The sequence below is a fragment of the Halomonas sp. 3A7M genome, assembly GCF_014897875.1.
Classification (GTDB): Bacteria; Pseudomonadota; Gammaproteobacteria; order Pseudomonadales; family Halomonadaceae; genus Vreelandella.
In genome coordinates, this window is the sequence record NZ_JABUZD010000035.1 from 1 (window position 1) to 13926 (window position 13926).

10 protein-coding genes, 1 tRNA gene and 1 other RNA gene are annotated in these 13926 nt (G+C 50.2%); 7 read left to right on the forward strand and 5 right to left on the reverse strand.

Annotated features, from left to right (window positions below; translation table 11 throughout):
- Window positions 1-28 precede the first annotated feature (28 nt).
- From INT19_RS02600 to INT19_RS02620, 5 genes are all read right to left on the reverse strand, one after another.
- Complete coding sequence (locus tag INT19_RS02600; protein WP_193059611.1) at window positions 29-1633, reverse strand: Mu transposase C-terminal domain-containing protein; 1605 nt, start codon at window positions 1631-1633, stop codon at window positions 29-31.
- Between the two features lie 8 nt (window positions 1634-1641).
- Window positions 1642-2265, reverse strand: coding sequence for a TnsA endonuclease N-terminal domain-containing protein (locus INT19_RS02605; protein ID WP_193059612.1), 624 nt, complete (start codon window positions 2263-2265; stop codon window positions 1642-1644).
- Window positions 2266-2389: 124 nt separating this feature from the next.
- Window positions 2390-2486, reverse strand: an RNA gene (gene ffs, locus INT19_RS02610) — signal recognition particle sRNA small type.
- Between the two features lie 55 nt (window positions 2487-2541).
- Window positions 2542-2618, reverse strand: a tRNA-Met gene (locus INT19_RS02615).
- Between the two features lie 103 nt (window positions 2619-2721).
- Window positions 2722-3654: a choline ABC transporter substrate-binding protein gene (locus INT19_RS02620; RefSeq protein ID WP_198349614.1), complete on the reverse strand. Its 933-nt coding sequence runs from the start codon at window positions 3652-3654 to the stop codon at window positions 2722-2724.
- A 191-nt stretch (window positions 3655-3845) separates the two neighbouring features.
- Here INT19_RS02620 and betI point away from each other — a divergent pair, with 191 nt between their 5' ends.
- The 7 genes from betI (at window position 3846) to INT19_RS02655 (ending at window position 13926) form a co-directional block, all read left to right on the forward strand.
- A complete protein-coding gene (gene betI, locus INT19_RS02625) occupies window positions 3846-4469 on the forward strand; it encodes a transcriptional regulator BetI (protein ID WP_193059614.1) in 624 nt (207 codons plus the stop codon).
- A gap of 10 nt (window positions 4470-4479) precedes the next feature.
- Window positions 4480-5949 carry a betaine-aldehyde dehydrogenase gene (gene betB / locus INT19_RS02630; protein ID WP_193059615.1) on the forward strand — a complete coding sequence of 490 codons (1470 nt, stop codon included), beginning with the start codon at window positions 4480-4482 and terminating at the stop codon, window positions 5947-5949.
- 99 nt (window positions 5950-6048) lie between these two features.
- Window positions 6049-7725: a choline dehydrogenase gene (betA, locus tag INT19_RS02635; protein WP_193059616.1), complete on the forward strand. Its 1677-nt coding sequence runs from the start codon at window positions 6049-6051 to the stop codon at window positions 7723-7725.
- Window positions 7726-7923: 198 nt separating this feature from the next.
- Window positions 7924-10410: an acyl-CoA dehydrogenase gene (locus tag INT19_RS02640; RefSeq protein WP_193059617.1), complete on the forward strand. Its 2487-nt coding sequence runs from the start codon at window positions 7924-7926 to the stop codon at window positions 10408-10410.
- A gap of 444 nt (window positions 10411-10854) precedes the next feature.
- A complete protein-coding gene (locus INT19_RS02645) occupies window positions 10855-11952 on the forward strand; it encodes an ABC transporter ATP-binding protein (protein ID WP_193059618.1) in 1098 nt (365 codons plus the stop codon).
- Window positions 11945-13042: an ABC transporter ATP-binding protein gene (locus tag INT19_RS02650; RefSeq protein WP_193059619.1), complete on the forward strand. Its 1098-nt coding sequence runs from the start codon at window positions 11945-11947 to the stop codon at window positions 13040-13042. The genes INT19_RS02645 and INT19_RS02650 overlap by 8 nt, the downstream gene beginning before the upstream one ends.
- A complete protein-coding gene (locus INT19_RS02655; protein WP_089038536.1) occupies window positions 13039-13926 on the forward strand; it encodes a carbohydrate ABC transporter permease in 888 nt (295 codons plus the stop codon). Before INT19_RS02650 ends, INT19_RS02655 begins: the two co-directional genes overlap by 4 nt.

Below are 13926 nucleotides of genomic sequence, written 5' to 3' on the forward strand. Positions count from 1 at the left end.
GGGTTAGAAGTGCTTCCGGGGGCCGGTCTCACGGATTCAGGTATCTAGTTAACACTTTCCTCATAATTTGGTACTGAAAAATAGAGACACCATCCAACGAAAAATCTTGACTAGTCGCATCAACCTTAATATATTTTTCCAAACTAGGTAAGTATACATAAACATAAGAAACATCAGACGGATCTCGCTTCACACAAAGCTTATGTTTTGTTTTACCAAGGGGTGGCGGGTTGTTTTTTCTAAACTCTACTAGCGTTTCGTTACTATAGCTTATATGATCCACCTCTATCCCAATTGGCCGTAAATCGCGATATACGGTAGGAAAGCTCTCTATTTTAAATCTCTGCTTTTCAAGACCCTGATAAATAACAGGAGGAAATTCCTCATACCCAACTTGCCATGATAAAGCGGGTATATGTGTCTTACGGCTGTTTGACTGCTGGTTATAAATATCAATAACCCAGATATGCAGCAAATATAAGAATTCGGAGAAAGGCAATAGCGCATCTTTCTGAGGCTCATAACCCTCTAGGTCTTTTGCACTTGAGAAAGTTTTCCCCGGTATCTGATGAACAAATTTTGTATTATAGGTATTAAAAATTCTTTCGACTAAAGGCTTCTTCCATGGCTTTCCGACTGGATTATACTCAATATTCATCCCTATTGAAGCAGAAAACCTCTCAAGATCTTTCGACCAAAATTCTGCACCATTATCAACAACCAGCGTTTCAATGCGACCCTGACATGGCCAATCTTTTTCGACGTCAGGATATTTCTTCAAAACATCCTCTTTGTCCAGACATGCATTTATTATCGCACATCTTACAGAATTATAGCTCGGCCCTCTAAAGCTTAAATAAAAACCCACGATACATTTACTAAATGTATCAATCAAAACAGTTATAAATGGCCTTCCAATAGGGATATTCAAAGTATCATCAAGCAAGATCAAGTCAAGAGCAGTATGATCAATTTCAACACGCTCCATCACCCTAGTAGATTTTTTGAAACTATTGATCAATCGATATTTTTTATCCGCATATCGTTTGCCATAACGCTTCAAGTCACAAATATAAGGTGGAAGCTTTTTAACTCTATCGTAAAAGGCGCTTCGCCCAACAGCTACAAACTTATTATCTGGATTTTCATTATTATGGACTAATATTAAATCCTTATAAAACTGATAAGTGGTCGCAACAGACCCCCTCACTCGTGTAAGATATTTCTTTTCGATTGCATCCCAAAAGAAAGTGTCTTTTGAAAAAGAATTAAAATCACAAAAATTATTTTTTATAGCTCTTCTATCAACCAAGTAAAGCAAATTTTTATCTACACGATACTTTGCATTCCATCTAGCTACACTTTGCCACCCAGGCTTTTTATCTATAACACCTTCATTATATAATTCATAGATAATTGGCTCTACGTTCTTCTTCGTCCAGCCTCCATTAAGCCTTTTATTGACCAATTTTATTACTTTATACTTGAACAAAGCTTTATCGGCGCACTCCTCATCAAGATCATCTATTGTTATGAATGCCACATCCTCAATTTCATCACAGCTTTTTTTATTCGCTGTATGAGAGAAATCTATGCCTGCTAAAGACTCATCAAAAAAAGGATCTTCCAACATAAGTCACCTCATGCCCAAAGAAGCAAATCGTCACCAATTTGCTTTTCCAATATATTGGCCTTTAATTTCCCAGAGGCTATTAACGAAACTAGTGAGCGAATAACTCTAGGACGGAAACTAATATCATATAGAGCACAAATTTCATGCAAGAAAATGGGGGAGTGCCTTTTTACAAGGCCATAAACATTGTCATACAACTCACAATGGCTTTGAAAACCAGCGTAACGATGTAGCAGCTTAAAATTATTCAAGACTGGATACTTTCTGATTTGAAGCTCAGTTACTAAGCTCAGCTCGAAACCTAACTGATATGCTGCCTCTTTTTTTGCCTGGAATTTTTGAAAAAATTCTGGATGAAGGGTTTTACTATGGGGCTTGACCTCAATAAAGGCTATTTTTTGATTATTATTTATTATCTTAAAATCAGGAGTATAGGGGTTAGTTTTCCCATGAATCGAGTAAGTGAAACCCATAGGCTGGGCAATGAAAGACTTAACGTGAGGAGAGTATTCAAAGTGGTAGCAGGCATCAAACTCAAGGGAAGACTCTACAGTGTGAGCAGAAGCAGTTTTGAAGCTAGCAAATTTGTAGAGGTTCTTGACACGGGAATGACGGAGCTTACGCCTGTACATGACAGCACCCCATTTCGTAGGTTTACTACAAAAATAGGTTATGTCACGAGAAACCGCAAATTATGTCATTTTAACCGGAATTTATGTCAAAACAGACCGGAAACGACACTAGAAATGGAGGCGGCCCCAAAAGCCACATCCCGGCACACGCAGCCACCACTACCGTTGCTCCCTTCCGGGCCTGGCGGGGTTTGCAGTTTAGCGTTGCGGGAGGACCTAAGGGGCCACCATAACGGCACACTCTGTCATGTCTAAGTAAGTGTACTAATGCTGATGTGGTGGCTACGCCCTGATTTGAACAGGGGACCCCATCATTATGAGTGATGTGCTCTAACCAGCTGAGCTACGTAGCCTTTCCCTCATCAACGGGTGCAGATTATGCCTATCTTAACTATGAAAGGCAAGCCAAAAACGACCTGCCTTTCATTCAACTACCCTGTTAAGTGAATAGTGTGCTTATAAGGCTGCTTGGACTGCCGGCAGCGCTTCTTCGCCAGCTCGGGTAGTCACTCCTTCGAGCCATGCTGCTAGCACATCATCGTTTTCATTGAGGTAACTGCGTGCTGCCTCTCGCGGGTCTACCCCATCGTCCATAATGGCACTCATAAGTTGGTTTTCCATTTCCAGGGTGAATGTCATGTTTTTCAGCAATTCACCGACATTAGGGCACGCTTCAACAAACCCCGCACGAGTATTGGTATGTACGGTTGCGCCCCCCAGGTTAGGGCCAAAATAGTCGCCAGCATCAGATAAATACGCCATATCAAAATTAGTATTCATTGGATGCGGTTCCCAACCTAAAAACACCATCCATTTCTCATTGGGTACCCTCGCGCGAAGCTCAGCCAGCATACCCGCCTCGCTCGAATCGATGACTTGCCAATCACCTAGCCCATAGGCGTTATCATCAATCATTTGCTCAATCAGCTCATTACCATCATTGCCAGCTTCAATGCCGTGTAAACGCTGCTCAAACTGATCAGCATGCTCTGCCAGATCATTAACGGAGGTCACACCCGCATCATAGACATATTGGGGCACTGCCAGGGTGTACTTAGCTCCCTCAAGGTTGACCACTAAGCGCTCAACCTCGCCACGCTCCACATAGGGGTCGCTGATAGAGGCCATCGATGGCATCCAGTTACCTAAAAAGACGTCAAAATCATTATTACCCATGCCCGCATAAGCAATCGGCACCGAGACAGTATCGACGCGCGTTTCGTAACCAAGCGCTTCCAATACCTCACTAGCCAATGCTGTCGTTGCTGTAATATCAGTCCAACCCACTTCTGCAAAGCGAACACTACTACACTCATTAGCATAGGCAGCTGCCGGTAAACAGGCAGTCAGCAGTAATGTACTTAGGCTTCGTGTGTATGTCCGTTTCATGTTGATCTTCCCCATTATCGGTTTTATATGAACACGCCCTATACGCAACAGTCGTAGAGACGAGAAAACAACGCAGGCTTTTATTGATTGAGCGTTCAATAAAAAAATGTCATCATACTCAGGTAATCATGCCTACTCCTGGTTTTCAAGGACAGGAGCCAATGGGCATTCAACGTCAGTAGGAGATAGCTGTGCCTAAGGTGGGAATGGAACCGATACGCCGCCAGCAGTTAATTAAGGCTACCATGGCGGCCATTGACGAAGTTGGTTTAGCAGAAGCAACCGTCATGCGAATTGCCCGTCATGCTGGTGTTTCGGCGGGCATTATTAGTCACTACTTTGGCGGCAAGGATGGCCTGCTGGAAGCAACGATGCGGCAGATCTTGACCGATCTTAGTGACGCCGTTGCAGCACGCCGCCGTGCGTTAGAAGACGACTCCCCCCGAGCTCATATTGGCGCCATCATCGAAGGTAACTTTGATCGCACCCAGGTGACCGGCCCTGCCGCCAAAACATGGCTCGCCTTTTGGGCTAGCAGCATGCATAAGCCCGTGCTTCAGCGGCTACAGAATGTCAACGACCGCCGTTTGTACGCCAATTTATGTCATCAATTCCAGCGCGTCATGCCCCGCGCAGACGCTCGCAATGCCGCCCGTGGGCTGGCCGCGATGATTGATGGTCTATGGCTGCGGGGTGCACTTACCCCAGAAGGGCTCGACGCCGCTGAAGCGCGACATCTTGCGCACACCTATCTCGACCAATTGCTTATTCATCATGGATGCCAGCAACGTGCATCCACTGCAGATACACAGTAAGGAGACCAACATGGCCGCTCAAGATATTCAGCCACTTTATATTGATGGTCGTCCGGTAGACGCCACTTCAGGCGAGACATTTACCGTTTCAAACCCCTACGATGGCAGCCTCCTTGCCACGATTGGTCAGGCAAGCCAAGCTGATGTTGATAGCGCTATAGAAGCCGCCCAACGCGGGCAGCGTCAATGGGCTTCGATGACGGGCATGGAGCGCTCACGTGTTCTGCTGCGCGCTGTTGCACTGTTAAGAGAACGCAACGATGAGCTTGCCGAGTTGGAAACTCACAATACCGGCAAGCCTATTAGTGAAACCGCCAGTGTCGATATTGTGACGGGTGCCGATGCCCTGGAGTACTACGCAGGCCTTGCCCCCGCTATCGAAGGCAGCCAGATTCCGCTGCGTGATAGCTCCTTTGTGTATACCCGTCGCGAGCCACTCGGCGTCATTGGTGCCATTGGCGCCTGGAACTACCCCATTCAAATCGCCTGCTGGAAAGCCGCACCGGCGTTGGCCGCGGGCAACGCCATTGTCTTCAAACCCAGTGAAGTAACACCGCTAACCGCTACCAAGCTGGCTGAAATTTTCACCGAGGCAGGCCTGCCTAACGGTGTTTTCAATGTCGTTCAAGGCGATGGCCGCGTTGGCGCGATGCTGACTGAGCACCCAGGTATCGCCAAGGTATCGTTTACTGGCGAAGTCGGTACGGGCAAAAAAGTGATGGCCGCTGCGGGTGGCTCTACGCTGAAAGACGTCACCATGGAACTAGGCGGTAAATCACCGCTGATCGTGTTTGCCGATGCTGATTTAGATCGTGCTGCCGATGCCGCCATGATGGCCAACTTCTACTCCAGCGGCCAGATTTGCACTAACGGCACTCGCGTGTTCGTGGAGCGCAGCGTCAAAGACGCCTTTGAGGCGAAGCTGGTTGAACGCGTCCAGCGTATCAAAGCGGGCGACCCGATGGACCCCAGCGTTAACTTCGGCCCGCTAGTAAGCTTTGAACATCAGCAAAAAGTACTTTCCTATATTGCCTTGGGCAAAGAGCAAGGCGCGCGAGTATTGGCAGGTGGCGATGCGTGGAATAGCGGTGATTGGGCGAAGGGTGCCTGGGCAGCCCCCACCATCTTCACCGATTGCACTGACGATATGCGCATCGTAAGAGAAGAGATTTTTGGCCCAGTAATGTCCGTACTCGCCTTTGAAGACGAAGACGACGTGATTCGTCGCGCTAATGACACCAAATACGGTCTGGCGGCGGGTGTGTTCAGCGAAAGCTTAAACCGTGCTCACCGAGTTATTCACCAGTTGGAAGCTGGCATTTGCTGGATCAACACCTGGGGCGAGTCACCTTCTGAGATGCCGGTAGGTGGTTACAAAGAGTCGGGCATTGGCCGCGAGAACGGCGTCGAGACGCTCAATCACTACACCCAGACCAAGTCCGTACAGATCGAGATGGGGCCGTTTGAGTCGGTGTTCTAAGCGAAGTAATGGACGCTCCCAGTAGGTATATCGAAGAGAAGTATCTCTTTTATGCCTACCGGCTCATTACCCATCATTCGGCTCCTCCAAGGTAAAAGCATGTCTCAATCACGCGAATTTGATTACATCATTATCGGTGCAGGCTCGGCCGGCAATGTACTAGCCACCCGCCTCACCGAAGACAGTGACGTCAGCGTTTTGCTGCTTGAAGCAGGCGGCCCCGATTACCGTTTCGATTTTCGCACCCAAATGCCCGCCGCACTGGCCTACCCGCTACAAGGCAAACGCTACAACTGGGCATTTGAAACCGATCCCGAACCGTATATGGATGGCCGCCGTATGGAGTGTGGCCGAGGCAAAGGCCTGGGCGGCTCTTCACTGATCAATGGCATGTGCTATATCCGCGGCAACGCCCTGGATTACGATAACTGGGCCAAGCAACCCGGCTTGGAAGAGTGGGATTACCTCAGCTGCCTGCCCTATTTCAAAAAGTGCGAAACCCGCGATATTGGCCCTAATGAGTACCACGGCGGCGACGGCCCGGTTAGCGTGACCACGCCGAAAGCTGGCAATAATCCGCTTTACCGCACATTTATCGAAGCAGGGAAACAAGCGGGCTATCCAGAAACCGAGGATGTTAACGGCTACCAGCAAGAGGGCTTTGGCCCGATGGACCGTTTCGTCACGTCCAAGGGGCGCCGTGCGTCGACTGCACGCGGCTACCTGGACACTGCCAAGCAGCGCAGTAACCTGACCATTGAAACCCACGCAGTCACTGATGTGATTGAATTTGATGGCAAACGTGCCGTTGGCGTGCGTTACGAACAGAAAGGTCAGCCACACAAGGCCCACGCTCGCCGGGAAGTGCTGCTTTGTGGCGGTGCCATTGCCTCACCACAGATTCTTCAGCGCTCTGGCGTAGGCAACCCCGAATGGCTTCGGGAATTAGGCATTTCAGTCGTCCATGAGCTACCCGGCGTAGGCGAAAATCTCCAGGACCACCTTGAGATGTACATTCAGTACGAATGCAAAGAGCCTATTTCGCTGTATCCGGCGCTGAAATGGTACAACCAGCCAAAAATTGGTGCCGAGTGGTTATTTAAAGGTACTGGCGTTGGCGCCAGCAACCAGTTTGAATCCTGCGGATTTATTCGTAGCAATGATGAGGAAGAGTGGCCAAACCTGCAGTACCACTTCCTGCCCATCGCGATCAGTTACAACGGTAAAAGCGCCGTTCAGGCACATGGCTTCCAGGCCCACGTTGGCTCGATGCGCTCGGAAAGCCGTGGACGAATTCGCTTAACCTCGAAAGACCCACACGCGGCACCCAGCATCTTGTTTAACTACATGGCCAAAGAGAAAGATTGGCAAGAGTTCCGCGATGCGATTCGCTTAACCCGCGACATCATCGCGCAACCAGCGTTTGATAAGTACCGCGGCCGTGAAATTTCCCCTGGCCCTAGCGTACAAAGTGATGAAGAACTCGATAACTTCGTCAAGCAACACGCTGAAACGGCTTATCACCCGTGTGGCAGTTGCCGCATGGGCGAAGGTGAGATGGCAGTGACCGATAGCCAAGGCCGCGTACATGGGCTCGAAGGCCTGCGCGTCGTCGATGCTTCGCTGTTCCCGGTGATCCCTACCGGCAACCTAAACGCGCCTACTATTATGCTGGCGGAGAAAATTGCTGACCGCATCCGTGGACGTGAACCTTTGCCACGCGCCAACGTGGATTATTACGTCGCTCACGGCGCACCCGCTAAACAGGCTTCGTAACTCACTCACACCTGCATGCAACACGCTAAACGCCATGGCCACTCGCCATGGCGTTTTTTTATGGCCTATTTACGCTACAGTAAAGAGACTATAGCGAATGTATAAGAGTGAAATGCTTGCACTGATATAGGTGACTCTGACAATATTCAAACATACGTTTAAATACGTCCACAATTAACCACCCACGGAGAAACATCCATGCTCACCTTACTACTCATTGTGCTTGCCGTTGCAGGCTTGCTCGTGGTGATGCGCCGCGAAGCAGGCGCTACGCCAGCACTCGCCCTGCTTGGCGTTCTGGGCTTAGTAGGCTTAGTGCTTGGCGCAAGCGTTATTGGCACGCTGCTATTGATTGCGGCCGCCGCCGTTGCAATTGCTGGTCTACCCGTATTACGCAGCAAGTGGCTGACGCCGCGCATTTTCGCCACCTTCAAAAAGGTAGCGCCGAAAGTGTCCGATACGGAGCGCACGGCATTAGAAGCGGGCAGCGTCTCCTGGGATGGCGAGCTCTTCTCTGGCAAACCTCAATGGGAGTCGTTACTTAACTATAAAGACGACGGCCTGAGCGAGGCAGAACAAGCGTTTTTGGATAATCAGTGTTCGAAAGCAGCTGGCATGTGTAACGCCTGGGATATCGCCCAAGAACGCGCTGACCTCCCCCAACAACTGTGGGATTATCTAAAGAAAGAAGGCTTCTTCGGCATGATTATTCCGAAGGAGTACGGCGGCCTCGGATTCTCAGCTAAGGCACAGTCCATGGTGCTGCAGAAGCTCTCCGCTAATGAGACGCTGATGGTCACCGTTGGCGTACCGAACTCACTTGGCCCAGGCGAACTGCTGCTTAAATACGGCACTCAACAACAGAAAGATCACTACTTGCCACGTCTTGCTGATGGCCGCGAAATCCCCTGCTTCGGCCTAACCGGCCCGCGTGCTGGCTCTGATGCCACGTCGTTACCGGATACAGGCGTTGTCTGCAAGCAAGTTATCAATGGCGAAGAAGTGCTTGGCTTACGCCTCAACTTCGAAAAACGCTGGATTACCCTGGCTCCCATCGCCACCGTGGTAGGCTTGGCCTTCCGTCTTTTCGATCCAGAAAAATTGCTCGGTGACGAAGAAGACCGCGGTATTACCCTTGCACTCGTTCCCCGGGATACTCAGGGCATGGACATCGGTCGCCGTCACCACCCTATCGGCAGCCCGTTTATGAACGGCCCGATTAAAGGTAACGACGTGTTTGTGCCGCTGGATACCATTATTGGTGGCCCAGACATGATCGGCCAAGGCTGGCGCATGCTGGTCGAGTGCCTCTCGATTGGTCGCTGCATTACCTTACCTTCTGGTGCCACCGGCACCGCCCGCTACGCGCTAGGCTGGAGCGGTGGTTTTACCCGCGTACGTCGTCAGTTCAACGTACCCGTCGCTGAAATGGAAGGCGTACAGGAGCCGTTAGCACGCATGGCCTCGCTGGCTTACATCTCTGCTGCTACGGTTTACCAGACCGCCAACCTGATCGACCATGGCGAAAAACCCGCTGTTCCTTCAGCCATCTTGAAGAGCCAATTGACCGAGTTCCAGCGCGTGCTGCTTAGTGACGCAATGGATGTTCACGGCGGTAAAGCCGTTACCCTTGGTCCACGCAACTACCTAGGCATTGGCTACAGTGCTAACCCGGTGGCCATCACCGTGGAAGGCGCCAACATTATGACCCGCAACCTGATGATCTTTGGTCAAGGTGCGATTCGCTGCCATCCCTATGTACTCGACGAGCTAGCCGCTAAAGATGCCAACGACGTTAAAGCCTTCGACAAAGCCTTCTTTGGCCACGCAGGGCTAATTTTCGGCAATGCTGCCCGTGCCTTTACGCTTGGGTTTGGCTTGGGCAAAGAAAATGTACCTTTTAGTGGCCCTGCGGCTACCTACGCCCAGGATATTGCACGCATTTCAGCAGGCTTTGGCCTATGTGCCGACGCCGCCATGGCCAGCCTTGGCTCTGAACTCAAGAAGCGCGAAATGCTCTCAGCACGCTTGGGTGATGTTCTGTCTAATCTGTATCTAGCTTCCATGGTACTGAAACAGTGGCACACCGGTGACCAAGTCGAGGGTGAAGAAGCGCTGCTACACTATAGCCTGCGGTTCTTGCTAAACCGTGCCGAACAGGCGTTCGTTGAAATTTTCGATAACCTACCGAACCGCGCGTTAGGCAAGGCATTGAAAGTTATCATAATGCCGACCGGCCGCCGTTGGAATAAACCGCATGACGACTTGGCTCGCGATATCGCACAGCGCGTATCCACACATAGCGCCCTGCGCAGCAAGCTACTTTCCAATACATGGGATAAAGATGATGGCGCAGAGTCTAACCCGCTTGCGCGCTACAATGCGCTGCTGGTGGATTATGACCGTGCCGAAACCCTCTACCGCACGGTGAACAAAGCCTATGCCAAAGGTGAGCTGCCACAAACGGCACTACACCCTGAAGCACGCATTGAAGCCGCACTGGACAAAGGGATTATCAAAGAAGACGACGCACAGTTTATGCGCACTTTCGAGGCGGAAGTACTCGAGATGCTGACGGTTGATGATTTCGCCTATGACGCGTTTGCTAATGATAAATCGACGTTGATTAATCACAATGCAGCGCCTGTGGCTACGCCGCAGCAAGCAGAAACCAGCGTTAAGTAGTCCTTTCTCGCTTTAACTAGCGATCCTAACCGGCCTCTCCAGGCCGGTTTTTTTACGTATATTTTCAAAAACGAAACAAACGAACATTCGCTTATCTCACTCAGCGACTGCTTTCCTTCTCTAAACGCCTCGTTTTTATGCCAATTTCTCACCAAAGCAACCGTTATGCAGTACTCTCCACCGCCAGAGAAGCGACGATATACGCCTAAAAGCGAATACAAACCGCTACAAAAGTCGTTGCAAGTTCGCAAATGATCAACTAGCCTTTCGTTATTGAAAATAAAGTGAATGGAAGTCCGCTTGATGGTTGGCTGACAATAACGTGCAAACAGCCAAGGCTAACATCTCGAATAAGCGTGTATTGCTTCACTTTCATCAATAGCGATCAACGCAAGACCTCTACCAATAACATTTATCTATAACAATGACGTTAGCGAGATCGGCATGTCCTTACATCTGCAAAATATCGACCACATCGTCGGTGGTGAATCCCATATCAGTGGGGTGAACCTCGAGCTGGAGCCGGGTTCTTTCAATGTGCTGCTAGGGCGAACCCTGGCAGGTAAAACAACGCTCATGCGATTAATGGCGGGTTTGGAGCAACCTACCCGGGGGCGAATCTACATGGATGGCAAGGATGTCACGGGCGTATCCGTCCGCAAGCGCAATGTCTCCATGGTGTATCAGCAATTCATCAATTACCCAAGCCTTAACGTTTACGACAATATAGCATCACCACTTAAACTGGCTAAGGCATCCAAGCAGGAAATCGACAAGCGTGTGCGCGAAACTGCCGCCATGCTGGGGATTGACCACTTACTGGACCGCTTGCCGCTTGAGCTTTCTGGTGGGCAACAGCAGCGTACCGCCATGGGCCGCGCTTTGGTTAAGGATGCGGACCTGATCCTGTTTGATGAACCGCTGGTCAATCTTGACTACAAACTGCGTGAAGCGTTGCGCGATGAACTTCGCGGGCTATTCAAGGCGCGAAACTGCATTGCCGTTTATGCCACCACCGAGCCCAACGAAGCGCTAGCGTTAGGCGGCAACACTGCCGTATTGCATGAAGGCAAGCTGCTGCAATATGGCCCAACCGAGCAAATTTATCGCGAGCCTAACGGCATCCTAAGCGCTGAGATGTTTTCAGAACCGCCGATCAATATTGTGCCGGGGCATCTTACTGCCAATGAAATCACCTTCGACCAGGATATCCATTTCCCCTGCGATGTGGCGCTACGCAACCTACCCGCGGGAGCATACCGATTTGGAGTCCGTGCCTCTCACGTCAGCCTACAGCCGAATGCAGCAGATGATCTAGAGCTTGAAGTTGAAGTTGAAGTGGCTGAAATCAGCGGTTCGGAAACCTTCCTCCACGTGCGGCACAGCTTATTTTCTTTAGTACTCCATTTGCTTGGTATTCATACCCCTAAAGTCAATCAGCGCATAAAGATCTACTTCCCTACCCACAAGCTGTTTGTCTTCGATCAGCAGGGCTCTATTGTTCATACGCCGGAAACACGGGGAGTGAATCAGCATGGCTGAGATCATACTAAAGGCTCTCGCGCATACTTATAGCGCTAACCCGACATCACCTGAAGATTACGCGATTCGCCAGATGGAACATATCTGGCACCAAGGCGGCGCTTATGCCCTGCTGGGGCCATCGGGGTGTGGCAAATCTACCCTGCTGAACATTATTTCCGGGCTGCTCGAACCTTCTGAAGGGGATGTGCTGTTTGATGGCCAGCGAGTTAACGAGCTGCCGCCTGAGGAACGTAATATTGCTCAGGTTTTTCAGTTCCCGGTGATCTACGACACCATGACGGTGTTTGATAACCTCGCCTTTCCATTGCGTAACATCAACATTCCAGGCCATCGCATCACGCCAAAGGTAGAGGAAGTCGCCGAGATTCTGGAGTTAACCCCCCTGCTAAAGCGTAAAGCCAAAGGGCTAACCGCCGATGAGAAGCAGAAGGTTTCAATGGGACGCGGCTTAGTGCGCGATGATGTCTCGGCAATTCTGTTTGACGAGCCGTTAACGGTTATCGACCCACAGCTCAAGTGGAAATTACGCCGCAAGCTGAAGGAGATTCACCAGCGTTTCAATATCACCATGATTTACGTCACCCATGACCAGTTGGAAGCGGCAACTTTTGCCGACAAAATCGCCGTGATGTATGAAGGTCAGGTGGTTCAGTTCGGCACTCCTCAAGAGCTATTTGAAACCCCCGCGCATACCTTTGTTGGCTATTTCATTGGCAGTCCCGGCATGAACATTCTGGATGTACGCCACCATGCGGGGGAAGTCATCTTTGCTGATATACCGCTCCCCATACCCCAGGCGTTTGTTGACGCCATTGCCAATACCAAAAGTTCGAATATAAAAATCGGCATTCGCCCCGAGTTTGTAACCGTGCATGCCAGCAAACGTGAAGGTGCCCTGCCCGCTCGTAAACGGCAGGTGCAAGATCTAGGCACCTATTCAATTGTTACCTTTGAGTTGGGCGGCCAGGCATTCAAGGCACGCTTGCCGGAAGGTCATCCTGAATTCGGAGACGATATTTATCTCACCTTCGACCACGATCAGTTAGGGCTGTTTGTGGACGAATACCGGGTGGAGGTTACCTCATGAATAATAAAGTCTATAACAACCGCGCTTGGCTATTAGTTCTACCAATGTTAGTGCTCGTGGCGTTTTCCGCCATTATCCCCTTGATGACAGTGGTCAACTACTCGGTACAGGACGTGCTAGGCCCCAACGCTAGCTTCTTTACCGGCACCGAGTGGTTTCGCACTATGCTCAACGACTCGGAGCTGCAAGCTGCATTTGGTCGGCAGATACTGTTTTCATTGATTATTCTGGCTATCCAGATCCCACTGGGAATAGGAATAGCGCTGATTATGCCAAAACAGGGCTGGCAGGCGTCCGCCGTACTAATTCTGATTACCCTGCCCCTGCTAATTCCTTGGAACGTCGTTGGCAGTATCTGGCAGATCTTTACCCGTGGCGATATTGGGTTAATGGGCTGGGGGCTGCGCGAGCTGGGTATTAATTACAATATTACCCGTAATGCCGGTGACGCCTGGGCGACCATTATTTTAATGGATGTTTGGCACTGGACACCGCTTGTCGCAATGCTCTGCTATAGCGGGCTGCGCTCTATTCCTGAAGCTTACTATCAAGCGGCAAGGATTGACCGTGCTTCTAAGTGGGCAGTGTTTCGCTATATTCAGCTTCCGAAGCTAACCAACGTTCTGGTTATCGCCGTACTGCTGCGCTTCATGCACTCCTTCATGATCTACGCCGAGCCCTTTGTGTTAACCGGCGGAGGACCTGGTAGTTCAACTACATTCCTAACCCAATCGCTTGCCACCATGGCTATCGGCCAGCAAGATCTGGGGCCTTCTGCCGCCTTCTCGATCATCTACTTCCTCGTCATTCTGCTAGTCAGCTGGGTGTTCTATACCACCATCATGCATCTGCAGAAAGACAAGAATTCACAGGGAGGCGTGTAA